The sequence below is a fragment of the Ferdinandcohnia sp. Marseille-Q9671 genome (assembly GCF_976954385.1).
On sequence record NZ_CDRJTA010000003.1, the window covers coordinates 222,487 to 249,000 of the forward strand.

At 37.9% G+C, this 26,514-nt stretch carries 28 protein-coding genes; 19 read left to right on the top strand and 9 right to left on the bottom strand.

The features are described 5' to 3' along the window. Window position 1: 1 nt before the first annotated feature. Window positions 2–1,009 carry a rod-share determining protein MreBH gene (gene mreBH / locus ACWNMY_RS13820; protein WP_449538847.1) on the bottom strand — a complete coding sequence of 336 codons (1,008 nt, stop codon included), beginning with the start codon at window positions 1,007–1,009 and terminating at the stop codon, window positions 2–4. 295 nt (window positions 1,010–1,304) lie between these two features. On the opposite strand from mreBH, the gene ACWNMY_RS13825 reads away from it, so the two are divergent. From ACWNMY_RS13825 to treC, 3 genes are all read left to right on the top strand, one after another. Then, window positions 1,305–1,676 (top strand): DnaJ family domain-containing protein, encoded by a 372-nt coding sequence (locus ACWNMY_RS13825; protein WP_449538848.1) that lies wholly within the window; start codon window positions 1,305–1,307, stop codon window positions 1,674–1,676. 366 nt (window positions 1,677–2,042) lie between these two features. Further along, window positions 2,043–2,417, top strand: coding sequence for a DUF488 domain-containing protein (locus tag ACWNMY_RS13830; RefSeq protein WP_449538849.1), 375 nt, complete (start codon window positions 2,043–2,045; stop codon window positions 2,415–2,417). A 521-nt stretch (window positions 2,418–2,938) separates the two neighbouring features. Then, window positions 2,939–4,624 (top strand): alpha,alpha-phosphotrehalase, encoded by a 1,686-nt coding sequence (treC, locus tag ACWNMY_RS13835; RefSeq protein WP_449538850.1) that lies wholly within the window; start codon window positions 2,939–2,941, stop codon window positions 4,622–4,624. A gap of 39 nt (window positions 4,625–4,663) precedes the next feature. Here the strand turns inward: treC and ACWNMY_RS13840 are convergent, their stop codons facing one another. Both ACWNMY_RS13840 and ACWNMY_RS13845 read right to left on the bottom strand, forming a co-directional pair. Then, on the bottom strand, window positions 4,664–4,804 hold the full coding sequence (locus ACWNMY_RS13840) for a hypothetical protein (RefSeq protein ID WP_449538851.1): 141 nt from the start codon (window positions 4,802–4,804) through the stop codon (window positions 4,664–4,666). Window positions 4,805–4,970: 166 nt separating this feature from the next. Next, a complete protein-coding gene (locus ACWNMY_RS13845; RefSeq protein WP_449538852.1) occupies window positions 4,971–5,198 on the bottom strand; it encodes a DUF1128 domain-containing protein in 228 nt (75 codons plus the stop codon). A 210-nt stretch (window positions 5,199–5,408) separates the two neighbouring features. Between ACWNMY_RS13845 and ACWNMY_RS13850 the strand changes: the two genes are divergently transcribed. The 3 genes from ACWNMY_RS13850 to ACWNMY_RS13860 are packed head-to-tail and all read left to right on the top strand — an operon-like array spanning window position 5,409 to window position 7,091. After that, complete coding sequence (locus tag ACWNMY_RS13850) at window positions 5,409–5,888, top strand: low molecular weight protein-tyrosine-phosphatase (RefSeq protein WP_449538853.1); 480 nt, start codon at window positions 5,409–5,411, stop codon at window positions 5,886–5,888. Window positions 5,889–5,893: 5 nt separating this feature from the next. Continuing rightward, the gene (locus ACWNMY_RS13855; protein WP_449538854.1) at window positions 5,894–6,247 is read left to right on the top strand and encodes a YtxH domain-containing protein; all 354 of its coding nucleotides are present in this window, start codon (window positions 5,894–5,896) and stop codon (window positions 6,245–6,247) included. Between the two features lie 4 nt (window positions 6,248–6,251). Next, the gene (locus ACWNMY_RS13860) at window positions 6,252–7,091 is read left to right on the top strand and encodes a YihY/virulence factor BrkB family protein (protein WP_449538855.1); all 840 of its coding nucleotides are present in this window, start codon (window positions 6,252–6,254) and stop codon (window positions 7,089–7,091) included. 223 nt (window positions 7,092–7,314) lie between these two features. On the opposite strand, the gene ACWNMY_RS13865 is transcribed toward ACWNMY_RS13860, so the two are convergent. Further along, complete coding sequence (locus ACWNMY_RS13865) at window positions 7,315–9,252, bottom strand: heavy metal translocating P-type ATPase (protein ID WP_449538856.1); 1,938 nt, start codon at window positions 9,250–9,252, stop codon at window positions 7,315–7,317. 356 nt (window positions 9,253–9,608) lie between these two features. On the opposite strand from ACWNMY_RS13865, the gene ACWNMY_RS13870 reads away from it, so the two are divergent. Both ACWNMY_RS13870 and ACWNMY_RS13875 read left to right on the top strand, forming a co-directional pair. Next, complete coding sequence (locus tag ACWNMY_RS13870) at window positions 9,609–9,962, top strand: PadR family transcriptional regulator (protein WP_449538857.1); 354 nt, start codon at window positions 9,609–9,611, stop codon at window positions 9,960–9,962. After that, a complete protein-coding gene (locus tag ACWNMY_RS13875; RefSeq protein ID WP_449539130.1) occupies window positions 9,949–10,947 on the top strand; it encodes an HAAS signaling domain-containing protein in 999 nt (332 codons plus the stop codon). The genes ACWNMY_RS13870 and ACWNMY_RS13875 overlap by 14 nt, the downstream gene beginning before the upstream one ends. Before the next feature lie 195 nt (window positions 10,948–11,142). Here ACWNMY_RS13875 and ACWNMY_RS13880 read toward each other — a convergent pair whose 3' ends face one another. Both ACWNMY_RS13880 and ACWNMY_RS13885 read right to left on the bottom strand, forming a co-directional pair. Continuing rightward, window positions 11,143–11,289 (bottom strand): BH0509 family protein, encoded by a 147-nt coding sequence (locus ACWNMY_RS13880; protein WP_449538858.1) that lies wholly within the window; start codon window positions 11,287–11,289, stop codon window positions 11,143–11,145. A gap of 178 nt (window positions 11,290–11,467) precedes the next feature. Beyond that, window positions 11,468–12,637: an MFS transporter gene (locus tag ACWNMY_RS13885; RefSeq protein ID WP_449538859.1), complete on the bottom strand. Its 1,170-nt coding sequence runs from the start codon at window positions 12,635–12,637 to the stop codon at window positions 11,468–11,470. 115 nt (window positions 12,638–12,752) lie between these two features. On the opposite strand from ACWNMY_RS13885, the gene ACWNMY_RS13890 reads away from it, so the two are divergent. The 4 genes from ACWNMY_RS13890 to ACWNMY_RS13905 all read left to right on the top strand — a co-directional run bounded on the left by ACWNMY_RS13890 (window position 12,753) and on the right by ACWNMY_RS13905 (window position 15,481). Continuing rightward, window positions 12,753–12,941 (top strand): hypothetical protein, encoded by a 189-nt coding sequence (locus ACWNMY_RS13890; protein WP_449538860.1) that lies wholly within the window; start codon window positions 12,753–12,755, stop codon window positions 12,939–12,941. Window positions 12,942–12,962: 21 nt separating this feature from the next. Beyond that, window positions 12,963–13,349: an OsmC family protein gene (locus ACWNMY_RS13895; RefSeq protein ID WP_449538861.1), complete on the top strand. Its 387-nt coding sequence runs from the start codon at window positions 12,963–12,965 to the stop codon at window positions 13,347–13,349. Between the two features lie 358 nt (window positions 13,350–13,707). Then, window positions 13,708–14,316, top strand: a complete 609-nt coding sequence (locus ACWNMY_RS13900) for a YczE/YyaS/YitT family protein (protein ID WP_449538862.1) — start codon at window positions 13,708–13,710, stop codon at window positions 14,314–14,316. 346 nt (window positions 14,317–14,662) lie between these two features. Further along, a complete protein-coding gene (locus ACWNMY_RS13905; RefSeq protein WP_449538863.1) occupies window positions 14,663–15,481 on the top strand; it encodes a YfkD family protein in 819 nt (272 codons plus the stop codon). A 282-nt stretch (window positions 15,482–15,763) separates the two neighbouring features. On the opposite strand, the gene yfkAB is transcribed toward ACWNMY_RS13905, so the two are convergent. Then, a complete protein-coding gene (yfkAB, locus tag ACWNMY_RS13910; RefSeq protein ID WP_449538864.1) occupies window positions 15,764–16,903 on the bottom strand; it encodes a radical SAM/CxCxxxxC motif protein YfkAB in 1,140 nt (379 codons plus the stop codon). Between the two features lie 141 nt (window positions 16,904–17,044). On the opposite strand from yfkAB, the gene ACWNMY_RS13915 reads away from it, so the two are divergent. After that, complete coding sequence (locus tag ACWNMY_RS13915) at window positions 17,045–17,236, top strand: SE1561 family protein (protein WP_449538865.1); 192 nt, start codon at window positions 17,045–17,047, stop codon at window positions 17,234–17,236. 566 nt (window positions 17,237–17,802) lie between these two features. Here ACWNMY_RS13915 and ACWNMY_RS13920 read toward each other — a convergent pair. After that, window positions 17,803–18,963 (bottom strand): DUF4317 domain-containing protein, encoded by a 1,161-nt coding sequence (locus ACWNMY_RS13920; RefSeq protein ID WP_449538866.1) that lies wholly within the window; start codon window positions 18,961–18,963, stop codon window positions 17,803–17,805. Window positions 18,964–19,311: 348 nt separating this feature from the next. Here ACWNMY_RS13920 and ACWNMY_RS13925 point away from each other — a divergent pair, with 348 nt between their 5' ends. The 3 genes from ACWNMY_RS13925 (at window position 19,312) to pdaA (ending at window position 22,708) form a co-directional block, all read left to right on the top strand. After that, on the top strand, window positions 19,312–20,847 hold the full coding sequence (locus ACWNMY_RS13925) for a fumarate hydratase (protein WP_449538867.1): 1,536 nt from the start codon (window positions 19,312–19,314) through the stop codon (window positions 20,845–20,847). 61 nt (window positions 20,848–20,908) lie between these two features. Beyond that, window positions 20,909–21,739, top strand: coding sequence for a hypothetical protein (locus tag ACWNMY_RS13930; RefSeq protein WP_449538868.1), 831 nt, complete (start codon window positions 20,909–20,911; stop codon window positions 21,737–21,739). 162 nt (window positions 21,740–21,901) lie between these two features. Beyond that, the gene (gene pdaA / locus ACWNMY_RS13935; protein ID WP_449538869.1) at window positions 21,902–22,708 is read left to right on the top strand and encodes a delta-lactam-biosynthetic de-N-acetylase; all 807 of its coding nucleotides are present in this window, start codon (window positions 21,902–21,904) and stop codon (window positions 22,706–22,708) included. A 119-nt stretch (window positions 22,709–22,827) separates the two neighbouring features. Here the strand turns inward: pdaA and ACWNMY_RS13940 are convergent, their stop codons facing one another. Further along, on the bottom strand, window positions 22,828–23,427 hold the full coding sequence (locus ACWNMY_RS13940; protein ID WP_449538870.1) for a lysozyme inhibitor LprI family protein: 600 nt from the start codon (window positions 23,425–23,427) through the stop codon (window positions 22,828–22,830). Between the two features lie 182 nt (window positions 23,428–23,609). Here ACWNMY_RS13940 and ACWNMY_RS13945 point away from each other — a divergent pair, with 182 nt between their 5' ends. The 3 genes from ACWNMY_RS13945 to rlmD all read left to right on the top strand — a co-directional run bounded on the left by ACWNMY_RS13945 (window position 23,610) and on the right by rlmD (window position 26,280). Continuing rightward, the gene (locus tag ACWNMY_RS13945; protein WP_449538871.1) at window positions 23,610–23,921 is read left to right on the top strand and encodes a cupin domain-containing protein; all 312 of its coding nucleotides are present in this window, start codon (window positions 23,610–23,612) and stop codon (window positions 23,919–23,921) included. Between the two features lie 88 nt (window positions 23,922–24,009). Continuing rightward, complete coding sequence (locus tag ACWNMY_RS13950) at window positions 24,010–24,876, top strand: DNA-3-methyladenine glycosylase family protein (protein ID WP_449538872.1); 867 nt, start codon at window positions 24,010–24,012, stop codon at window positions 24,874–24,876. 15 nt (window positions 24,877–24,891) lie between these two features. Continuing rightward, window positions 24,892–26,280 (top strand): 23S rRNA (uracil(1939)-C(5))-methyltransferase RlmD, encoded by a 1,389-nt coding sequence (gene rlmD / locus ACWNMY_RS13955; protein WP_449538873.1) that lies wholly within the window; start codon window positions 24,892–24,894, stop codon window positions 26,278–26,280. Window positions 26,281–26,514 lie beyond the last annotated feature (234 nt).

A 26,514-nucleotide genomic window follows, 5' to 3' on the forward strand; every position in this document is an offset into this window, starting at 1 on the left:
GTTATTTTGCAATCTTATGCAGTTTATTAATAATACTTAAGGAGCGACCTGTACCTATCGCAACAGATTCTAGTGGGTTTGGTGCAAGGTGTACAGGAACAAATATTTCTTGACTAAGCCACTCCTGCATTCCATTTAACAACGCACCGCCACCTGTTAGAATTACACCACGATCAACAATATCACCACTTAATTCAGGAGGGCAATCCTCTAAAGTTGCACGGATAGCTTCAAGAATGTGTAGTAAAGATTCGCGTAATGTTTCTTGAACTTCAGTTGAACGTAATGTAATAGTTTTTGGAAGTCCAGTGACCAAATCACGTCCGCGTATATCCATTGTTTTTTCTTCATGATCAACAAGAGCGTATCCAATCTCAATTTTCACTTGTTCTGACGTATGCTCACCAATGAGTACATTGTATTTTTTACGTACATATTGAATGATGTCTTCATCAAACTGGTCTCCACCAATTCGAACAGAATTACAGGTAACCACTCCACCAAAGGAAATAATGGCTACCTCTGTATTTCCTCCGCCGATATCTACAATAACATTTGCAACTGGCTCATCAACAGGTAAATCAGATCCGACTGCTGCTGCAACTGGCTCTTCAATTAGATAAACCTGTTTTGCTCCACATTGTTTAATGGCATCCTGAATCGCCCGGCGCTCGACTGACGTTGAACCTGTAGGTGTACAGATAACGACATTAGGCTTACGAAGTGAATACCCTAATTTCTGGCTTACCTTTTTCATGATGTGTCGAAGCATATCTGCTGTTACATTGAAGTCCGCAATCACTCCTTTTTTTAAAGGGCGAATCGCTACGATTTTTCCTGGAGTTTTCCCGATCATTCTTTTTGCATCAGAACCGACAGCTACCACTTGGTTGTTTTCTGTATCAATTGCAACAACTGATGGTTCATCGATAATGATGCCTTTATTTTTACTATATACCAAAATATTTGCAGTACCTAAGTCAATTCCTATTTCTACATTTGAGAACATGTTATTATCTCCATCCTTCAAAGAGTTTGGGGTTATATATCTAGTAGCCTAGAGTATGTTTGTCCAATACATAAGAGGCTACATAATAAGGCCATTTTTTGATTATGTGTAGTCAATTTAACCCACTTCACATTATAAGGTTCATGAATTTATGTCGATTTTTGGGGGTTGTTGTCACAATGTAACAATTGAAATATAGGAGAAATATAATAGTTCAAATGAAGGAATAGATAATTGATAGAAAAAACCGTAAAATATAAATAGATAAATCACTCCATAGAAGGAGATGTTGACCATGGATTTTTCAAGCATTGTCTCTGAGGATAAAATTCGTAAGGCGTACAAAGACGGAGAATTTGAGAATTTACCAGGATACGGGAAACCACTAAAACTTGATGATGATTCATCGATTCCAGAGGACCTCCGGATGGCCTATCGAGTCATGAAAAATGCAGGATTACTCAATGAAGAGGTTGAAATTAAGAAAGAACTCCTTACGATTGAGAATTTACTAGAAAACTGCCAAGACGAGGAACAACGGGTTATCTATCAGAAAAGGTTAAATGAAAAGCAGTTTCGCTTAAACCAAATTTTAAAGAATCGAAAGACGTCACATACGTCTGCTTTCAAAGACTATCAAATGCAAATGCATAATAAATTTAAGTAAAGATAGGGTATGCATTAGTAATGCTCTTTAAGTCGTTATAAAGATACAAATAGCAGAACAAGTTCTAAATCGGAGGTATGAAGTCCCGAACGGAAGCGGGGGATTAACGAAAAGTCCTTCAACGAGGTGATGAAGACTCGAACGAGGAAGGGTCACCTGTGAAAAGTCCTTCATCAGGGGTATGAAGTCCCGAACGGAAGCGGGGGATTAACGAAAAGTCCTTCAACGAGGTGATGAAGACTCGAATGAGGAAGGGTCACCTGTGAAAAATCCCCATCCGATTGACATAGACAATATGAGCAAAAGAGTAATCCGAAAAGGCCAAAACATTGCGTTTTGTCCTTTTCTTTTTAGAAAGGAGAGAGCATGATCAAAAATTTGGTGCTAAAAAGAATATATGAACAAGCTAATGAGGAGGATGGAAAACGGATCCTAGTAGACCGTATTTGGCCAAGAGGGATTTCAAAAGAATACGCGAAACTTGATACTTGGATGAAGGAGATAGCGCCGAGTACGGAGTTGAGAAAAGAGTTCAACCACAAGCCGGAGAGGTTTCAAGATTTCAAGGAGCATTATATAGAAGAGTTGCGTAGTGAAGTTGAAAAGAGACAAGCTATTAACGTTGTCTTACAAATGTTGAAGGATGGAAAAGTTACTCTCCTATACGGGGCGAAGGACGAGAAACATAACCATGCGACAGTTTTGCAGGAAGTCTTACAGGAGGAAAAAGAGAATTTTTAGCGAGATTCAGTTAGTGACAGTAAATCTCGGCTTAGTGACAGTATTTCAAGAATAGCAGCTGTATTTTTTATATAGTGACAGTATTTTGGAAATAGTGACAGTAAGCATACTGCCTCCAAGCAAAAATCACCTGGGTGTCAGACATTTTGCGCTGTGTGGGATTAAAAACGGCATAGTATGATTTAAATGAGTTACTTTATACAACCTGTAACCCGAAAATTGCTCACCCATCGGTAAGATGGAAGCCCAATCGACAAGAAACCTCAAAAACGATCACTCATCTCTTAATTCTGTAACAAGAGTATACAACAAAACGTACACAGCCTCCCCGTAGAACACAAAAATCGTGTTGCCAATACGGGGCTTTTTTCATTTGACTAACTTGTATATACAAGTTAAACTACTAATGATTCTAAATAACTTCGCTTTGTTTATGAAATACTAACTGAAGTATATACATTGTAAGGTAGAATTCCTTCAAATTACATAACTGAATAACATTTTAGATGGTGGTGTAGGAAATGAAACAACCTTGGTGGAAGAAATCCGTGGTTTATCAAATTTATCCGAAGAGCTTTAATGATACGACAGGCAATGGTGTTGGTGACATACAAGGAATTATTGAAAAGCTAGATTATCTGAAGACATTGGGGATTGATGTTATTTGGTTAACGCCTATTTATAAGTCTCCTCAGCGGGACAATGGGTATGATATTAGTGATTACTTTGCTATTCAGGAAGAGTATGGAACGATGGAGGACTTTGATCGTTTGCTTGAAGAAGCACACACGCGTGGCATTAAAATTATCATGGATATCGTTGTTAATCATACGTCGACAGAAAACGAATGGTTCGTCGAGTCGCGAAAATCAAAGGACAATCCATACCGAGATTTCTATATATGGAAGGATCCCAAAAATGGCCATGAGCCAACCAATTGGGAGTCAAAATTTGGAGGCAATGCGTGGGAATACGATGAACAAACAGGACAGTATTATCTTCACTTATTTGATGTGACACAAGCTGATTTGAATTGGGAAAACGAAGAGGTTCGTAAAAAGGTTTATGACATGATGACCTTTTGGTTTGAAAAAGGCGTAGATGGTTTCCGTCTTGATGTTATTAATCTTATTTCAAAAGATCAAAGCTTTCCTGACGATGATGGATCGGTTCCTCCAGGGGATGGGCGTAAATTTTATACGGATGGACCACGTGTCCACGAGTTCATGCATGAAATGAACCAGCAGGTGTTCTCGAAATACGACAGTATGACAGTCGGGGAAATGTCGTCGACGACAATTGAAGACTGTATCAAATATTCAAATCCAGAACGTGAAGAATTAAGTATGACCTTCAATTTTCATCACTTAAAAGTGGATTATCCGAACGGAGATAAATGGACAATTGCTGACTTTGATTTCCTTGCATTAAAGAGAATTCTTTCAACTTGGCAGGTAGAGATGCACAAGGGTGGCGGTTGGAATGCGCTGTTTTGGTGCAACCATGACCAGCCTCGGATTGTATCGAGATATGGAAATGATGACAAGTATTTAATAGAATCAGCAAAAATGCTTGCAACGACCATTCATATGATGCAGGGAACTCCGTATATTTATCAAGGTGAAGAAATTGGGATGACAAATCCGAAGTTTGATGATATTTCAGAGTATCGAGATGTAGAGTCGACTAATATGTACAATATAAAAAGAGAACAGGGTATGAGTAACGAGCAGATTATCGAGATCTTGAAACATAAATCAAGAGATAATTCTCGGACACCTGTACAATGGGATTCAAGTGAACATGCAGGATTCACTAGCGGGACACCGTGGATCAATGTAGCATCAAATTATCAAACCATCAATGTGGAAAATGCATTAAAGGACAAGAACTCCGTATTTTACCATTATCAAAAATTGATCAAGCTGCGTAAAGAGCACGATATTATTACGTATGGAGATTATGAGTTGCTACTTGAGGAAGATTCTAGGATCTTTGCATATGTACGTAATGGTGAAAATGAGAAGCTCCTAGTGGTAAACAATTTTTACGGGGAAGATACATTGTTTGAAGTTCCACCAAGCCTAGATATCAAGGGGTACATACCCGATTTATTACTTTCCAATTATGACGATTCACAGACAGACCTTTCGAAAGGACTTACACTACGTCCATATGAATCGGTTGTGTATCATCTGAAAAAATAATGAGCCAAACCTTTTTAGGTCTGGCTTTTTTTGTACTCATTATTTTTTTGTTTTCGGAATTGGGTCTATTCTTTTTGAATCATCGGTATCCATCGACGACGAAATGAAGTAGATAAAGAATCCGGCAGAGATAAAAAACAATACGGACATTCCAATGAGTGTTAGCCAAAGTCCTACCAAGTGTATTCCCCCTTATCGATGCTTGGTACTTGCACAAAGCAGTTTGACCAAAAAAAGAGCCTCTTGTAATACATATATGCAGAACGTAAGGGTTATTGACTGAAATTTCGGAAATTAAATTCCAACCAAAAAAATAGCGACCATAGTTGGCCGCCTTTCGTATGTATTATTTATTTTTACGTAAGTTTCCTAGTTCTTCTACAAGTGCTTGCATTTCGTTTGGACTAAACGAGTTTTTTCTCATAACAAGGTCATAAATATCTTTTAATTCCTCATACATTTCCTCATCAAAATGTGATGGTTTAATGGCACCAAGATTAAGCACTTTTAACTTTTCTTTGATCGTTTCAATCATAAACTCTACGTTTTCAACTGACTTATGTGAGAGATCCATATTCTCATCCTTTCGGTTTTCATTGTAAGCTTATTGTATCACGTTTTTAAGAGAATAATATCCTTTGCCTTAATTTCTTACTCATTAATAGCCCGCTTCCATAAGTATTGGAATGGGTGGGTTAAAAGTATACAATGGAATGGGGCAAGTATACCGGAAAGACTTACATAATGAATATAGAAAAACAACAAATGTAGGAGGATTTTGACCATGATAAAAGTATTGTTCGTATGTTTAGGAAATATTTGTAGATCACCAATGGCTGAAGCTATTTTTCGTGATTTGGTAAAAAAGGAAGGTCTCTCAGAGTACATTCAAATCGACTCTGCGGGAACTGGAGATTGGCATATTGGCAGACCACCGCATGAAGGAACACAGACTATCCTTACAAAAAATAATGTATCTTTTGAAGGCATTAAAGCTCGTCAGGTGACGAAAGAGGAACTTAGTCAATTTGATTATATTATTGCAATGGACTCTGAAAATGTAGGGAATTTGCGAAAGATGGCCGGCCTCGAAAAAACAGGAAAGATCCAAAGATTACTCGACTTTGTTGATGAAAGTAAGGTTACGGATGTTCCGGATCCATATTACACTGGAAATTTTGATGAAGTGTATGAGCTTGTAAGTAATGGCTGTAAACGGCTGTTAGAAACGATCAAAAAGGAAAATTTGGTTAAAGGGGAGTAGATTCCATGACGAAGCGAAACAAAATGGTGGAAGGTATGTTGATTGGTGCTGTAATTGGTGCTGCGATTTCTTTATTCGATAAGGAAACAAGAGAGTCATTTTTACATACTAGTAAAAGAGTTAGTAAAAAAACTGTAGATGTCCTGCGAAATCCTCAGGGCTATACAGAACTTGTAAAGGAACAATTCAATACTGTTCGGACGACCATCGAACAGGTCGCCGAAGATGTCCGTATCGTCACCTCTAAGGTCAATGAAATCGTTGAAACAACACCTGAACTTGTAGAAGCTGTAAAGGATACCAAGGACGCAATTATTCATAAAACGGAGGTAATTAGGGACGATAATATAGAGAGGTGAAAAAATGGCCCAAATTCGGACTTTAGATTTGCGGTTTATTAAAGAATTATTTTTGCGGTATAAGGAAGATGAGGTAGGGGGGCTTTCAGCTGAACTTGCCTACTTTTTCTTGTTGTCCTTATTTCCGTTTTTACTCTTTCTAGTTACGTTAATTGGATATTTACCAATCACACAGCTTGATGTTTTAGCCTTTGTCAGTCAATATGCTCCTGAGGGAGTAATGGAACAAATAGAAGAAACACTTACTGTTGTTGTAGGTTCCAATAAGGGTGGGCTTTTATCCGTAGGGATCATTGGTACACTTTGGTCTGCTTCCAACGGTATCAATGCAGTTGTTCGTGCTTTTAATAGAGCGTATGATGTAAAAGAAACTCGGAATTTCTTTGTGACAAGGGGACTTTCGGTTTTATTAACGTTTGGTATGATTTTTGTCATCATTGTGGCTTTATTGTTGCCTGTCTTCGGGAAACAGATTGGAGTGTTTATTTTTTCAACTATGGGGTTGTCTGATGAATTTTTAGATATCTGGAATGGTATTCGCTGGATTGTGAGTGCTGCCATTTTATTTATTGTGTTTACATTTCTATATTGGGTCGCACCAAACCGGAAATTGAAATTGAAAGAAATTATTTCAGGTGCCTTTTTTGCAACCTTTGGCTGGATGTTTGTGTCCCTCGCATTTTCTTATTATGTGAATAGTTTTGGCCACTACTCAACCACATATGGAAGCCTAGGGGGTATCATTGTCTTAATGATTTGGTTTTATTTATCTGGTATGATCATCATCCTCGGAGGCGAGATTAACGCCATCATCAATTGCAAAAGAGTTCGGTCTGGACGTTAATTACCGTAAGTTACCGTAATGGAACCATTCATAGCGAGGGATAATAAATGTGCAAATAAGTTTTCACAAGGAGGCATTTATGATGTCCAAAAAAGACGGTGGAACAAAGCAAAAGGGAAAGAAAAATAGTCCAAAGCAAAAAACAAGTGGATCTGCTAACGGTAGCAACGGGTACCACTAAAAGAAAAAGGACTTGACCATGTATTAGGGTCAAGTCCTTTTCTTATGATTTTAAAAGTCGAAGTCCATTCAAGATTACGAGAATGGTGCTTCCCTCATGTCCAATGACACCGAATGGAAGGTCGATAAATTGAAAGAAGTTCGATAGTATTAACAGCATAATCACGCTAATGGAGAAAATGATATTCTGTTTGATAATTCGATTCATTCTTCTTGAAAGTTTTACGGCTTCAGCAATTCGTGGCAGATCATTTTTCATTAGGACCACATCAGCTGTTTCAAGAGCAACATCTGTACCTTGACCCATCGCAATTCCAACACTTGCAGTAGCTAATGCGGGTGCGTCATTAATTCCGTCACCGACCATGGCCACCGTATTATATTTCGAAATAAGCCCCTTAATGTGGTTCACCTTTGCTTCAGGTAAACATTCAGCGATATGTTGATCAACATGACTTTCAGCAGCAATTGCTTCAGCTGTTTTTTCACCGTCACCTGTTAGCATAACTGTGTAGATGCCTAATTCCTTTAAATCAGAAACTGCTGAGACTGTATCATCTCGGACTACATCCTTAAGGGCAAGAATCCCTGAAATCACGTTATCACATTTTACATATACGATTGTTTTTCCTTCTGATGCTAATTGCCTTGCAATTCCTTTTTGAAAGGATTCCGCTGCTTCTTTTCCAACAAACTCAGATTTACCAATTAACCAACTAGTCCCATCGACCGTGGCTTTCACTCCATATCCAGGCATGTCCTCAATACCATCTATTGGCAGAAGACCTAAGCTATTTGTAGCTTTTGCATGTGACACAATCGATTGTGCAAGAGGATGTGTAGATTGATTTTCAATGGAAGCAACTATTTGTAAAAATTCATTTGAATCCATTGAGTCCATCGCAATTACATCAGTTACAACAGGTTTCCCTTTTGTCAATGTACCTGTTTTATCAAAGGCAATTGCTTGTAAATTTCCGAGCTGTTCTAAGTGAACGCCACCTTTAAACAGGATTCCGCGTCTTGCCCCATTTGATATGGCTGATAAGGTTGCAGGCATAATCGATGCAACAAGCGCACACGGGGATGCGACAACAAGTAAGATCATGGCACGATACAATGTTTCTGTCCAAGTCCATCCGAGTAAAAAGTGAGGAAGAAACATCATTAATCCAACTGCAAGTAAGACAAACTTAACATAGGTACCTTCAAACTTTTCAATGAACTGCTGTGAAGGTGATTTTTCACTCTGTGCAGATTGAACAAGCTTTATAATCTTCTGAAACAGGGAATCTTCATTTGGTTTTGTCACTTCAATGGTAATGGATCCACGCATATTGACTGTTCCAGCAAACACCTCATCACCAAAAGTTTTGCGAACAGGAATTGATTCACCTGTAATTGCCGCTTGATCTACATTTGTTTCCCCTTTTAAAAGCGTACCGTCCGCTGGAATACGTTCTCCTGGCTTTACCAAAATGGAATCCCCAATTTGAAGGGATGAAACATGTACGACACTCTCGACGCCATTTTTAACAAGTGTTGCTTCTTCAGGTTGTAGTTCCATTAGTGACGAAATTTCTTTATGGCTTTTATTCATCGTATACGTTTCAAGGGCACCACTTAATGCAAAGATAAAGATTAATATTGCGCCCTCATTCCAGTATCCAATAATAGCAGAACCAACCGCAGCAAAGATCATGAGCATTTCAACATTTAGTTCTTTTTCCGCGATAGTGTCAGTTATTCCTTCCTTGGCTTTTGCGTACCCTCCAATCACAAATGAAAGTATATACGTAACAATTGAGGAGGTATTGTAGTCAAAATGAGCTAACATCCAACCAATAGCAATTAATACACCACTCGTTAGTGCTGCTATTAATTCTCCATGAAGCTTCAACTTATCAAAGAAAGGTGAGGATTCGCCTTCTAGTTTATACATGCTTTTTTGTCGTGGGGCAGCTTTTATTTCTGTATTCATTATATCGCCTCCAGTTACTAATTGAGAAAAATAATCATTTATACTACCTTAATTGAGAATTCATATCAATGTAATTACCGTAATTGAGAAAGGGAATCACAATCAATATGCTGATAAAATAAGAAAACTGCAATCGATTCTGATAGCAGCAGTTCATTTTATTTATTTTTACTTTATAATTATTATTAATTATAACACAATGCCTCAAATATAAAAGTGCCTTTTTAAAATTATTTTAAATTAAGTATTTCATCAGAGAGTGTCTATTTTATATTGATTGCGTAACAACAATAGTGTATGATACATAGTATAAGTTAAATACTGTATAACACATAGTATTGAAATGAGGGTTCGGAATGAGTAATTTATTAAATTCTTTATCGACAGAGCTTAGGAGAGGAACTTTGACATTAGCGGTGTTAAGTCAATTACGAACGCCCCAGTATGGATATTCACTCGTTCAGTTATTGGAAGGTTCAGGAATTGCAATTGATCAAAGTACCTTATATCCATTGCTTCGAAGATTAGAAAAACAAGAGTTGGTTACTAGTAGTTGGGATACAACAGAGAGTAGACCTCGTAAGTACTATGTATTAAGTGAGTATGGGGTAGAGATTTTTTTACAGTTAAAAGAAGAATGGATTCAAAATTCGAAAGAACTATATCAATTATTAAAGGGGGAAGAAGAGGATGAAGGTGAATTTAATTGAAGTATATATTCAGGAAGTAACACGCAGGTTGCCTGAAAAGAATCGTGAGGATATTGCACTCGAGCTACAATCAACGATAGAGGATATGCTACCTGATGAATACGGTGAAGATGATGTAAAGGAAGTGCTTGGAAAACTAGGTAGTCCCGTGAAAATGGCTAGTGGATATGTAGAGCAGCCAATGCATCTCATTGGACCAAGGTATTTTGATGTGTATGTTGCATTATTAAAAATGATCCTGCCGATTGCAACTGTGATTGCATTAATTTCTGTGATTGCTGAATATTTTATAGGTTACCAAGGTGAAGAAGCTCTATTAAATGTGTTGTTAGACGTCGCTGGTTTTGGTATTTGGAGAATCATAGATGTGGGAATCCAAACATTTTTCTGGTTTACAATCGTTTTTGCTATTATTGAGCGAACGGATAAAGGAAAAGACAACGAGCCACTGACATCAAGTCTACAAAAATGGACACCCGATGATTTGAAAAATATAGCGTATATACCGAAGAAAAAGAGAATCTCAAAGTTTGAGGTTTTTGGAGGTCTTTTGTGGACTGCGATTTGGGCAACACTCTATTTTTACGCAAATCAGATTCTTGGTATCTATGAAGGTGGAGGCGATAGCCTTACATTTGTGACTCCAGCATTAAATCAAGAAGTATTGTTATCATTTTGGCCAATCATTGTCTTAATAATAGGTTTTGAAATAGCGTATTACCTATATCAATTAATTAAAGGGCAATGGACAAGGAGAATGGCATTCGTAAATACAGCTCTTCAGTCTTTATCAACCATTGTATTAATAGTGATCGTACTACATCCAAAAATCATGAACCAAGAATTTGTTTCATATATGACGAATTTATTCTCTACGAATGCAAATCAGTTTGAAACATGGGTCATACTTACTGCCATTGTAGCAACTATCGTAACAGCTTCAATCAGTGTATATGATGGTTTCAAAAAATCTAAAGTACGATAAATAGCTAAAAACTGCACCTGTAGAGGTGCAGTTTTGTCGTTCGGTAAATCTAAAATTTCTGAACTGTAGATTTTTATTTCGACATCTAGTTCCAGCGCGTCAAGCCCCTCGAGGTTCCTTGTCGTACTTGCACAGGACGTGGCAGTCTCTAGTGGACGTTTACTTTCGAGGACTTGCGATTTTGTTCTTTCATCTTTACTCAGCAATTTCTTCAAAATGAAAATACGTAGTGTTATAGATATGTTCAATATCAGCGTCTGTCATATACATAAGTGAAATCTTATCAAAGCCTTTTACCTTCTCAATAAATTCAATCATGTTTTTACGTTCTTGTCTGCTCATTCTTCCCATCTCCTTATATTTTAGTTTTTATCTTTCTTATCTGTCTTAATACAGTGTATTTTATTATAATGTATTATATAACAGTTAATTCAAAAACGTCAATTAAAATTCTAAAAATAGGCAGAAAATCATAGGAAATAAAAAATGCCTCCCTTAGTAGGAGGCCGTATACAAGATTTTATGAATTTTGTTCAGCTGTTTCGGTACCAAGCCTTGCTCCAAAAACTGTGATAACGATAAAGATGATAAGCAATATTGTCCCAATAATCGTAAAGAAGCTAATAGTTTCAAAGAATTGAATGAATAAGCCGCCTACAAATGGACCAACTAAGCTTCCAACACTAAAACAGATCCCACAAAGAAGATTTCCTGTAGGTAGTAGATTTCTAGGCATTAAATCTGTCATATACGAGATTCCGAGAGAGAACGTGGAGCCAACAGCCATTCCCGCGATCGTAAAGCAAAGCCAAAGTCCAATAGTTGAGTGTTCAAGAAAGCTAGCCGTTGTAAAGCTTATGAATCCTAGAAAGAGAACGATCATTAGGATGTTTCTTCGACCAAATTTATCACTGAGGATTCCAAGGGGAAGTTGTGTAATGATGCTTCCAACTGCAAAGGATGTTAATAAGATGGATACGAATGTAACATCAAGGTCGATCCGTAACCCATATACAGGAAAACTTCCATTTAGAGAAGATTCTAAAAATCCATAAGCTAATGGTGGGAGAAAAGCAACCCATGCATACTTCCAAGCCTTTGAAAATCGACTAATTGTTTCTTTAATAGAATTCACACCTAGCTCTTGGTCAGGATATTCATTTTTTAGAAGAAATAAAAAGAACCATGCGATTAAACACAAAACAGAAGACAGAATAAAGGGCAACGTCTCATTGATATTTACCAATGGCATCATTAATGGTCCTGCGGCAAAGCCAAGTCCGAAAAATAACCCATATAAGGAAATGTTCCTTCCTCGCTTATTTTCTGGTGAAAAAGAGGTAATCCACGTTTGTGTTCCAAAATGCAAAGAGTGGTCCCCAATCCCAATTAATAAACGTAAAACAAACCAAAACCAAAAAGACTTCCATAATGGAAACAGTGCTAGTGAAAGTACCACCAATAACCCACCAAAGATAATAACAGGTTTATATCCATACTTGCGTAGAGGGTATTCCATAAACGGTGAGACAAGTAAGATCCCGATATAAAGAGCAGTTGCATTTAAACCGTTTAAAGTAGATGACAATCCACTATTTTCAAAGATAACTGCAATCAGTGGGAGAAGCATTCCTTGACTAAACCCTGAGATTGCTACAATACTAACTAATATCCAGAAGCGTAATTTCATGTTGATTTCCTCCATATAAATTCCTTCTTAATCATACAAAATTAATGCGAGATTGAAAATGAAAAAGATTTAACTTTATTCAGCAGAACTCTTCCACTCTGCAGGTGGCAGAATTATGAATAAGAGTATACAATTTAGTAGTGGTTTCAATACCTGGTTGAATAAAGTAAAGCCTCCGGCGGATGCCACGATTTTTCAGAGGGAATTTTTCGAGCTTGCTCAAAAAAATCGGGCGCAAATACGCCAAGGCGCATTTGATTCTCATTTCATAAAGACTGATTATGAGTACACTAGAAATACATAAACGAGCTGGGGGGATTTCTACATGAATTTTCATATGAAGGAAGTTGGGTTTTATACGGATCTAGAATACGGTAGATTGGATGTTGCGGGAAATGAATCACATGGTTTTAGACCATATCAATTACTCGTTTCATCTATTGCCGTTTGTAGTGGTGGAACACTCCGGATTATTCTTGAGAAAAAGAGAATGAAGGTAGAGGATATCGCCATAAAAACAGAGGTTGTACGAAATGAAGCGAAGGCCAATCGGGTTGAAAAAATCCATCTTCATTATGTAATCAAAGGGTCTCATCTCGATGAAAGTAAAATTAAACAGTCCATTGAAGTCGCACATAAAAATTGCCCCATGGCACAATCCGTAAAGGGAAGCATTGAGATTGCTGAAACGTTTGAAATTGTTGAATCGTGAAAATGAAGCAAAAAAAACGACTCTGTGTAGCGGAAACTACACAGAGTCGTTTAGGTTCAGATTACACTTTCATCACGTTAAGTACTTTTAAATAAGGGATAACATTCAAAGGTGTTCACTTCGTCCTGCAAATCGATAGCATACCCCCTCCGCTAAAGGTATGGTCTCTTTATCCCTCCTTCAAATAAGGTATACTTAATAATATTTACTTAAGATTAAAAATATTCAAATTAATTTAAAAAATGATAAAAATATCGCTTAATTTTTAAGTGGAGGCTATAATAAAAAGCAATGTTTTACTAAATGTTATAAAGAGTTAGGCTCTGTTACAAAACTTTACACTTAAAGGAGCTCCAACATGATTTTACGGAAGATTGCTTTTTTTACGATTGGTTTGTTTATTTTATCATTGGGAATTAGCTTAATGATTGTAGCGGATATTGGTGCAGGGGCCTGGGATGCGCTAAATGTAGGGTTATCTCAAACCATTGGGCTTACTGTGGGAAATTGGGTCATTATAGTCGGCATTCTTGTGATGTTGGTTAATGCACTTTTATTAAAGACTAGACCTGATTTTTTAGCAATTGGAACAATTATTCTAATTGGGTTTTTTATTGATTTTTGGTTACTCCTAGTTATGGGTGAGTGGCTTCTTGAAGGATTATTCATTAAAATACTAACACTCTTGATTGGTTTAGTTGTTGCTTCGCTCGGAATTGCAATTTACCTTCAAGCTAAATTTCCGCTTTCACCACTTGATGGCTTAATGCTTGCGATTAGCAAAAGATTTAAGTTAAAAGTCGGGGTTGCCAAAACAATTGCTGAAGCAACGGGTTTACTATTGGCATTGCTATTTGGTGGACCAATTGGAATTGGAACACTGATTGTAACAGTCGGGATTGGACCGATCATCCAATTCTTTTTCCCATATTTTGAGAAGCTTATGTTGAGGGGAGTAAAGAGTTAGGTATGTACCGGCGAGAATAGTAAGTCGAAAGAGCCTCTAGAAAGATAAACTTTCTAGAGGTTTTTTTATTGTTAGGGAAATTATAACATCCAACCATGTGGATAATTCCTAACGTAGTCTATCCGCGTCCAGCTACAGCGCCTAGCCCCTCGAGGTCATAAGCTAATTTAGAATTGAAGGCAAAGAGCACCTTCTATTCTAAATCATCTTATGCTTGTCGGGGCTGATCAAGGCGCTTGCGCCTTTGTTCTTGTCGGATACTATTTTAAATTGCTAATAAAAGGATGGATAATCTATAAAAACTTCGAAAACACTAAGCACAAAGCCAAGGAAAGGAGTACCGTCTATGAAACGTAAGGTTCTTTTTATAGTTGCCATTCTTTTTATGTTGTGTAATGTAGCAGGAACAGTAATGGCAGAAGGTACCGATAAAGCGAAGAATGAAAAAGCTACTAAAGCCAAGATTCCAAGCTCTGTATTAGACATTTCGCAGGACAATACGTATCCAAATCCAACACAGGATTTACCGTATCTCCAGCCAAGTAAGCTTACACAGGAGCTTATCAACACTGCAGATGTGGAAATAGAAAACCCAGAATTAATTCGAATCTTAAATGAGTCAGCCATTCAAACGACACCGCTAGGGATTGGGTATCGCGCAACAATCTACCTAGGACAGTGGCCGTTAAGCTATGAATCGTCTGAAACTAGTGCGAATTGGGAATATGAAAAAATTAATACAAATTACTATGATAATCGTGGCGGGAAGTCTCCATTCCAAATCCACTACAAGCAGGAAGTACAAAAGATTGTAAAAGGTGGATTAACAGCAGAGATTCAGGATGCAGAAGAAGTGAAAAAAATGATGCTGATAGAAGCTGCGAAGAATTCTAAGTTACCACTTTCCTTTAAAACGATTATTGGTGGCGGTACAAAGAAAGATCAAGTTTATAACGTACCACCGAAAAAACTAGGTTACCTGTATGCCTATGCGCCAGCGGTAAATGAAAAAGGGAAGGTTACATATGGAGAGGTTTACCTCGTTCTCAAAGGAAGTAAAAAATCCATTGTTGTTAAAAATGTAACCCACCAAGGAATCGGCGCTTGGATTCCAGTACAAGACCATGTCTCCTATGGCTTCCTCGTATCAGACACCCCGAAATAAAGAGAAAACAAAAAGGCTCCGCAAAAAGCGGGCCTTTTTATAAGGTTGAAATTACGGAACATGCAATAATCTCGCTGAAGGTGCAATAATTCCTGCTGAAGGCGCAATTATGCAAATATAGGTGCAATTCCATGTAACGAAGGCGCAATTATGCATATAAGTACCAAATCTTTAAGTGTGAACACGGAATTCTTAGTAACAAAAAGCAATTTCCACGTTTAGTTACAGCTTATGATAGTCTAATGCAGTAAAAATGTCTTCATCACGACCTGTGTTGTCTTTTTATAACACATCGGTAGTTTCTATTTTGGAATGTCTTTTCGTAAAATCCTGCTCCTTGTAATATGCATTTTTTACAAGGATATTTGGTCCTAAGCATTTGACTGCAGGACAGTGACAGCTAAGTTCTTTTGCGATATTCGTTTGGTTCCAATTCTCGTAGGCCGCCGGAAGAGACGTTGATAATATATTACCGAGTGATGGCGTATCTCCAAAGTCTGTCACGATAATATCTCCAGAAAAAATGTTAACATTTAAGCGAGAACGACCATCTGGGTCATTGCGTACCGTTACATTTTTACTAGAATAAAGGCGCTTCAACAAAGAACGATCCTCTTCATTATCACTACAGGCATAAAAAGGTAATGTTCCAAATAACATCCATACGTCCTCATTACGGATATCCAATAGATGATGGATGGCACTTCGTATTTCTTCAAGTGATAAAACCTCAAGATTACTAGCAAAGTCGCTCGGATACATTGGATGAACCTCATGTCGACTACATTCCATTTCCTCCACGATTTGTTTATGGATGGAGTGCAAATGAGGGAGTGTCCGTTTGTTCAGCATCGTTTCTGCCGATACCATAACCCCAGCTCTCGATAGGGCCTTACTATTTTCAATCATTCGTTGAAAATAACGTTCACGTTGTTCAATTGAAGGCTTTCTCTCCATCATGGCAAATCCGCCTTCTACAAAATCATCGATCGTGCCCCAATTATGTGAAATATGAAGTACATCTAGATAAGGAGCTATTTTTTCATAACGGGCTAAGTCTAGTGTGAGATTTGAGTTGATTTGAGTACGAACGCCCCTCTCATGGGCATACTGAAATAAAGGAACCACATAATTATCTACTGATTTTAATGAAAGCATTGGCTCGCCACCGGTGATACTTATTGAGCGCAGCTTAGGTATTTCATCAAGGCGCTTTAGCAAAAGATCTAGAGGTAGTGCGCGAGGGTCTTTCGGTTGTAGAGTATAACCAACCGCGCAATGCTCACATCTCATATTACAAAGATATGTGGTGGTAAATTCAACATTTGTCAGCTGCATTGAGCCATATTGCTCAACATCTAAATAAGCCTCCCACGGATCATGTGCAGGAGAGATTTGGGTGAAAGAATGTATGTTTGACATTATGTAACTCCTTCTAATACGGATTTGGTGAAACACCGTAATCGCCTTAGGAATTGTAATGAAAATAAATAGAGTTGTCAATATAAGGACCTTTTACTACTATTAATTAGACTATTATAAAAAAGAAGGGAAAGTTGCAATTTGGGAAACGCGATTCACGATAAGGACTTACAATTAAAGTATTTGAAAGATCGCTTAAATATGTTTTTAGAAGTGATTGATTCAATGGATCCTGAATCAACAGATCTGGATGACATTGACCGCTTAATCAATATGCTTGATGACCTAGAAGGAAAATACGATCAATTTAAGAAGGATTGGAAGGGAGAATAAGAAAGTGTATTCTTAATCGTACCTTCGTAAGGGAAAAATAGGAAAGTGAAGGTAAGCAAAAGTGTTGATCGTACCTTCACGAGGAAGAAATAGCCAAGTGAGGGTAAGCAAAAGAGGTAATCGTACCTTCACGAGGAAGAAATAGCCAAGTGAGGGTAAGGAAAAGTGCTAATCATACCTTCACGAGGAAGAAATGGCCAGAAGAGGGTAAGCAAAAGAGGTAATCGTACCTTCACGAGGAAGAAATAGCCAAGTGAAGGTAAGCAAAAGTGTTAATCGTACCTTCACGAGGAAGAAATAGCCAAGTGAAGGTAAGGAAAAGAGGTAATCGTACCTTCACGAGGAAGAAATAGCCAAGTGAAGGTAAGCAAAAGTGCTAATCATACCTTCACGAGGAAGAAATAGCCAAGTAAAGGTAAGCAAGAGTGCTATTCGTACGGTTGAAAGGGAAAAATAGGCATATGAAGGCATATAAAAGGTATAAATTATTATCTTATTTGATGAATTGCCGGTAGTAGCTTTTCTACAAACATAAAAAGGGAGCGTTAAAAACCGCCCCCTTCCTCTTAAAATGACTTCGTTTCGAGAGTCAATCCTTCTACAACGACGTCTTCGTCGATTTCTAGTAATAATGAACGTTTGCCCTGGAACATGATGTATTTTACATGTTTTAGGTCTTTGGGATTCAACGTTAGATTTGCAACCTTAGTTTCAATCTTAATTGATTTTGGAACTAAGCTTTTTGCTTTAAATTCGTGTTTTTCATCGTCAATTACACTTTTAAATGCATGCTCCACTTTGGCGGTATCGACACCTTCAACACCACTTACCGTTAAGATGCGTTCCACGTCTTGATAGCCTAACATTGGTGGTTCGCTATCTTCCTCTTCTTCTTTTTCCTGAACAAATTTATCGATTTCTTCATAGACGTTCGAGATGACCTCTGAATCGACTGTGTCACCAATCACATTTTTTAAGATTTGCTCAAATCCAAACTTCTCTTCCTGCGCCGTGATGATTTCCTCACATTGAAGTACTTCTTCGATGAAGTTCCAATCTGGCTCGTTTGGCTTTCCAGAATAATAGAGAATATGATTCACGTCCGCTGAGTTATCATTAAAGGCTGGAAAAAGAAAACCAGTAAGTGGAGATGCCAAGTTAATAACTGGATCAACCATATTATTTGATTTAAACGTTCTTTCAACATAATCAAACACTAATGACTTCTTAGGCTGATCAATTTTGTTCACCGTACAAAGAATGAGGGGGCTATAATAAACCTCATCAGAACCGCCTTCTTCCGTTTCTTCACTACGTCTTCTAGTAGGCTTTTTATACTCTGCACGGATAAAAGTGACTACTGAATCAAAGTCATAAACGGAGTGCGCAAACATTTTGCATACGATTTGAAGCATCTGTTCAATCCACTCTTCAGTTGTATCCAAACGTAAACCATCATAGAGAATCGTTTGTGTACTATCTTCCACATCATGACGGAACTTTAACTCAAACAGTTTGGTATCTTGTTGACCAGTTAACACCTTTTTAAAATTCGCTAAAAATAATTCTTGAGCTTCCTGCTCCAATAACTCAAACGGCTGACAAATGTGATGATATATTTCGGCAGACTCTTTTTTTACATATACATTAAAAATTTCCTTAATCGCTAAGTACTGATTATCTAATTTAAATTGCTTTCGAATGTTCGCAATGTCTTTTTTATTCACGTATCTCAACTCCCATTTTCTGATTATACATGCTAGAGAACAATTATGTAATGATTGATTTTTTTCCAATGGTGGGACAAGGAACCTGTCCCCCTGACCCAAAAGAATAATCTGGAATCGTTTGCAAATCTCTTTTCGAAAAAAATAGATAGGAGTATAATGAAAATTGTGATTATAGATAAATAATTTATTGTATAACTATATCCAGCAGTCAACTGGATATAGTTAATGCCTCCGGCGGATGCCACAGATTTTTAAAGGAATGTTTTCGAGCAAGCTCGAAAAAATCTGGGCGTAAATACGCCAAGGCGTATTTGATTATGGGGATGTAAGGGAAGGGGAATACAGATGGATAAGTTGCAACAAAGTATGTACAAGTTAATTGTAGAGACATCAACAAGACTTCCAAAGGATGTTCGAAGAGCGGTTGCTCGCGCAAAGGCGAGTGAAAGTGCGGGAACTCGTGCTGCTATGTCTCTTTCAACAATCACCAATAATATTTCAATGGCAGATGTTAACGTATCACCTATTTGTCAGGATACAGGTCTACCAACTTTTAAGGTGAAAACTCCAGTTGGGGTCAACCAATTAAAAATTAAAGAAGCCATTCGTGCTGCAATTGTAGAAGCAACGAAAGACGGTAAGCTTCGTCCAAACTCAGTAGATTCATTGACTGGTAAAAATAGTGGGGATAATCTTGGTGAAGGTGTACCTGTTATTAAATTTGAGCAATGGGAAAAAGAGTACATTGATATCCGCCTTATTTTAAAAGGTGGCGGCTGTGAAAACAAAAATATTCAATACAGCTTACCATGTGAACTAGAAGGACTAGGTCGTGCTGGTCGTGATTTAGACGGAATTCGTAAATGTATCATGCATTCTGTATATCAAGCGCAAGGTCAAGGCTGTAGTGCTGGATTTATCGGAGTTGGAATCGGTGGGGACCGTACTTCTGGCTACGAACTAGCAAAAGAACAGCTTTTCCGTTCGGTTGAAGACGAGAATCCAAATGAAGACCTTCGTAAACTTGAAGAGTATGTCATGGAAAATGCAAATAAGCTTGGAATCGGAACGATGGGCTTCGGCGGTGAAACAACATTACTAGGTTGTAAAGTAGGAGTAATGCACCGTATCCCTGCTAGCTTCTTTGTTTCTGTAGCGTACAATTGCTGGGCGTATCGTCGTCTAGGTGTCACTCTGGATGCAGAGTCTGGTGATATCAAGGACTGGTTATACCAAGAAGGAGAAGAAATCGACTTCTCTAAAGAGCAAGAAGAAGTACAAGAGGTAAAATCAGAAACCCGTGAGGTTGTTCTACAAGCACCAATCACGGAGGAGCAAATTAGAGAACTTAAGGTTGGAGACGTTGTAAAGATCAATGGTCGTATGTTTACAGGTCGTGATGCGATCCATAAGCATCTATCTGAAAACGATGCTCCAGTTGATTTAGATGGACAAATCATCTACCACTGCGGTCCAGTAATGCTAAAGGATGAAGACGGTAACTGGCATGTGAAAGCAGCAGGCCCGACAACAAGTATTCGTGAGGAGCCTTACCAAGGTGATATCATGAAGAAGTTTGGAATTCGTGCTGTAATTGGTAAGGGCGGAATGGGACCAAAAACTTTGGCTGCCCTTAAAGAACATGGTGGGGTATACCTAAATGCAATTGGTGGAGCTGCACAATACTATGCAGACTGCATCAAATCTGTTGATGGTGTTGACCTTATGGAATTTGGTATTCCGGAAGCAATGTGGCATTTATCTGTTGAAGGCTTTACTGCCGTCGTAACAATGGATTCACATGGCAACAGCTTACACGAAGATGTTGACAAATCATCTCTAGAGAAACTTGAACAGTTCAAAGAGCGCGTATTTGCGTAAAAAGTATAGCGAAATGGCGGGTGACTTTCACACGCCATTTCTTTTTTATGAGGGGGAAATCATGAAGAATGTAGTATTTGTCTTTCTTGTGTTTGGACTAGCCCTTGTAACAGCCTGTTCAAATAAGGAAGAAATGAATGCTCACCTAGCATCTATTCAAGAAGCAAGTGCCCAATCCAAAAAACTTGAAAATGGTTCATTTTCGTATCGTAATGTTGTGGAAGATGAAACGAACAAACATACACAAGTGACGGAAGGTGTTTTTGTAGTTACGGATGAATATGTGGACTGGTATACAAAACTCATAATCAGTGAATCAGATAGTAATACAGTGACCGAACGTATCCAAAAAGATAAAATTCAATATCAACGGTTTGGTATGGTAAATGAGGAACATCATTATATTGGAACTGATAATGAGGTGTTACCAAATAAACCAAAATGGCAAAGTGTGAAGGAAGCAGTAACAGATTATCCTGAAAGTGTGAATTTACTTATGGAAGTAGACCTTCCAAACGAATACATTAAAAACGTAAATAAGAAAATAAAAGATAACGTCACACAATATGAAGTAACATATAAGGACTCTTATCTATCATCTTTAAAAGAAGAAAATATTTCCGAAATTAAGAAACAACTTGAAAAAGCAAAAAAAGAAAATGCTGGCCTCAATGTAATAGGATCGTTAGAAAATTCCTTAGCCTATAATGAAAACATGAATTTTAAGAGTATCAAACGAGCGTTCACTGTGAATGATGCGGGGATATTAGTTGGAGAACGAGTAGAAGCTGTCTACGAGCAAACAATAAACGATACTACGCAAACGATACAAGTTGAGAATCATGTGGAATTGGTAGAGTACAATCAAAATGAAATAAAAGTTGAACTCTAGGAGCACAAAATGATTGGACAAGAGAGTAGCTTTTGAAAAACATCAGTCAAAAAATTATACCCATAACCTCAAAAACTTTTTTGGTAATCTATTCCCTGCATGAACTCCCTAAATGTGGTAAAAACTAACTCTACTACTAACGGAGTTTGGGAGGTTTTATTTTTGAAAAGGCTATGTGGCTTACTTCTTTTTTTTACTGTTACCTTTTCATTAGTCGGTGCACACCACGCAGCAGCATACTCAAATGCGCCTATCCATTGGGGGTTCAAAAAAAGTAAGAACCATGAACCGGCATCAGCGGGAGAAGAGTATGACGAACTATTAGAAAAATATGATGCATTTTATATTGGTGATACAACTAAAAAGGATATTTATCTAACCTTTGATAATGGATACGAAAATGGCTATACAGAAAAAGTCCTTGATGTCTTAAAAAAGAAAAAGGTACCTGCGACGTTTTTTGTAACTGGTCATTATCTAAAGGACCAGGCTGACCTTGTGAAACGAATGGCAAAAGAAGGGCATATTGTCGGAAATCATTCATGGTATCATCCTGATTTAACAAGAGTAAGTGATGAGCGACTTAGAAAAGAACTAGATTCCGTAAGGGAAGAAACGAAAAGACTTACAGGACAAGATGTTACATATTTACGTCCGCCACGAGGCGTATTCAGTGAAAGAACGCTTGGACTCTCAAGGGATCTTGGGTACCAAAACGTGTTTTGGTCGTTAGCTTTCGTTGATTGGCATATCAATAACCAAAGAGGTTGGGAATATGCCTATAACAACATCATGAAACAAATTCACCCTGGGGCAATCTTACTCTTGCATACTGTTTCGAGGGACAATGCAGAAGCGTTGGAGAAAGCAATCGATGATTTGCGGGAGGAAGGCTATACTTTCCGTAGCTTAGATTACCTAATGGCTCAAAAAACTCTGAAAGATGAACTACTATTTGATGTTGACTAGCAGATGGAGTGGGTCAGAGGGACAGGTTCCGCGTCCCAAACTATATACGTAAAAAAGGTGTCCAACTGGACACCTTTTTGGGTCAGGGAACCTGTCCCCGTGTCCCACAACCTCATTAACTACATATAATTTTCAACCAATTCGTAGCAGCGTTCTTTTGTCATTTTTCCTTGTGTTGCTATGTACGTTAATGACTCCATTGAACCACCTTCGTATTGTGCTGCTTCTTTTCTTGCATTCTCATACTTGAGTTTAATCCATTTGCGTTGTTCTTCTCGTACTTTTTCCATTTGATCAGGAGGAAGCTGTGTCTCTAGCGCTCCATAGATTTTATTTAAGGCATCATCCCAGATTTCATAGGCTTCTGTTTCGAACTGCTCCATCTCAATCTGTGTTTCACCTATTGGCTTATTTTGTAATTCTGCCTCAATCTCATCAAGCATTTGGAGATATTCTTCCTTTTTGCTATCTATCACATCACTATCGCTATTACCTTCGTCCGCAACTTCTTCGTTTTCTTCGTCTGTTGTAGGTACTTGTTCAGTTTGCGTATCATCACTAGAAGAGTCAGTTGTTGAATCTACTTCAGAGTTTTTTGAGCTTTGTGTTGTACTTTCCTCTTGTGGCGAAGTAGACTTTTCAGATAGATTGCCGCAAGCCGCTAACACAACTAATAGCATGATCATAAGTAGTGTGAAGAGTTTGTTCCTATTTTTCATTTCCGTAGTCTCCTCTTACCGTAATTCGTAATCGTATATGAGTCTTACCTTTTTATCATATCTTACCATAATAATCCGAAAGTAAGGTAACAATCAATAGAAGTGAAAAGTCGTCTATGCCTTTGACAAAGGTATATATGCTTTTATAATGAAAGGGAATACATAATAAGGGGGAGTACGAAATGGTTGGAGAATGGGAACAAGCAGAACCAGGGGTAAAAAGAAAGATATTCCCACCAGGGGAAACGGTTATGATGATGGAGGTGCACTTTGAAAAAGGTGCGGAAGGATACCAACATAGCCATCCACACGAGCAACTTACCTATGTCATGAAGGGAAGCTTCCAGTTCACAATTGAAGGTGAACAAAAAACAGTTTCTCAAGGGGAAACCATCTTTATTCCAGGAGACCATAAACATGGTGTTGTCGCACTAGAAGAAGGAATCCTACTAGATACATTTACTCCTTTAAGAGAAGACTTGTTAAAAAAGTAAAATGTTAATCCTCCTAGCTTTCAGGGGGATTTTTTTTGTAGCCAAATGGTATAATGTGTACTAACACTTTAAAAAGGGATTGGTTTCCGTGTGGGAAAAAACAGTGAAGGTACAGCCGCCATATAATTTTGATCGAGTACTTGAAAGGCTATCATTAGATCCGCTTATTAACCTAAGTAAGGACGAAAGGTCAGTGAAAGTGCCTTTTTATTTTAACAGGCAGCCCACTGTTGTTACAGTCAAGGCAACTGGTACAATAGATTCACCGTCTTTTTTAGTAACAGGTGAACAGAAAGATTCAATGGACTATTCACTACAACGTATATCCCATATATTCCAATGGGAAGTTCCGATAGAAGAAATACAATCCCATTTTTTAAAAACAGACCTTCGTGATATTTTTATCGAGCATCGTGGTACACCATTGGTTTTGGATTTTGATCCATATTTTTCGTTAATGAAATGTATCATTCATCAGCAGTTAAATATGTCGTTTGCCTATACGCTCACCTCTCGTTTTATTACTACATTTGGAGATGAAGTTGATGGATCCTTGGTATACCCTAGACCAGAAAAAATAGCAGAGTTAACAGTTGATGACTTGAGGGAATTGCAATTCAGTGGACGAAAGGCTGAATATGTCATTGATACGTCAAAACTTATTGCAACTGGTGAACTCAGACTAGAGGATCTTCAAGGGAAGTCAGATGAAGATGTTATACATACTCTTGTAAAAATAAGAGGAATCGGTCAATGGACTGCTCAAAACTTTTTATTGTTTGCGTTGGGGAGACAAAATCTATTCCCAATGGCAGATATCGGAACTCAAAATGCGATAAAGCAATTATATAAATTAGAGAAAAAGCCAACCTATGAACAAATGGAAGAATACAGTAAGCCGTGGGAGCCATACTTAAGCTATGCTTCCCTATACCTATGGCGGAGTATCGAATAAAGAAAGTTGTGTGTAATGATGAAACAGCAAAAAGAGAATCCAGCGAAATTAGAGGTAGGACAAACCTTTCCACTTACGATAAAACGGCTCGGAATTAACGGTGAGGGAGTCGGATATTTTAAAAGGCAGGTTGTCTTTGTTCCAGGAGCGTTACCAGGTGAAGAAGTAGTTGTCGAAGCGACAAAAGTTCATCCGAAATTCTCTGAAGGAAGAATAAAAAAGGTCCGCAAAAAATCTGAGCATCGCGTGAAACCGCCATGCCCGATTTTTGAACAATGTGGCGGGTGTCAGTTACAGCATTTAGACTACCGCCAACAGTTAAAAGAGAAGCGGGATATTGTTGTCCAAGCATTTGAGCGCTATGGAAAAACACCAATTGAAAAGCTCAATATTAAAGAAACAATTGGGATGGAGAATCCGTGGAATTACAGAAACAAAAGTCAATTCCAGGTTGGCCAGGATAAGCAAAAGGTAATAGCAGGTCTCTATGGCTTAAACTCTCACAAACTAATCGATATCGCGGATTGTATGATTCAACATCCGGCAACAAGTAAAGTTACACAAGCAGTGAAAATGATTTTACAGGACCTGAAGATATCAATCTATAATGAGCGAACAAGAAAAGGACTCGTACGTACGATTGTCACTAGAGTTGGCGTTCAAACAGGTGAGGTACAGCTAGTCTTAATTACTTCTGGGAAGGAAATCCCTCGTAAACCACTCTTAATTGAAGAAATTACGAAACGTCTGCCTGAGGTAAAATCGATTATCCAGAATATAAATGGACAAAAGACATCACTCATTTTTGGAGATGAAACGATTCATTTACATGGAAACGAAGTTATTCAAGAAACACTTGGAGACCTGTCGTTTGAACTGTCCGCTCGTGCCTTTTTCCAACTTAACCCTGAGCAGACTATTAAGCTTTATGACGAGGTGAAAAAAGCTGCTTCCCTTACCGGTAAAGAAAAAATCGTGGATGCCTATTGTGGAGTCGGAACGATTGGACTGTGGCTTGCTGATGGTGCAGCTGAAATCCGCGGAATTGAAATCATCCCAGATGCAATCGAAGACGCAAGAAAAAATGCCAAAAAACATGGCTTCAAAAACGCAAAATATGCAGTAGGAAAGGCCGAACAACTACTTCCGAAATGGGTAAAAGAAGGCTGGAAACCAGACGTCATCGTCGTCGACCCACCACGAACAGGATGCGATGACCAACTTCTGCAAACAGTCTTGAAGGTAAAGCCAAAGAAAATGGTGTATGTGTCTTGTAATCCATCAACATTGGCGAAGGATATTGAAGTGCTTTCGAAGCTATATAAGGTTGAGTATGTGCAGCCTGTTGATATGTTTCCGCATACGGCGCACGTTGAGGCTGTAGCAAGATTGGTAATAATTTAAGATTCAAAAAATAAAAGGATAAAAGACCTTGAATTCATTAAGAGACTCTTTACGAATTCAAGGTCTTATTTATTATAAATAGCTCATATCACATGAATTATGTTATCTACAATTACTTTTTAGTGAAAAAGTAATGCATTACAACTAATATACTCCTACATTGGAGGATTTTAACAAATTTTGTCGAAATTTATACACTGACTAATTGGGTAACTAAAAGAGTTAACTCTATTA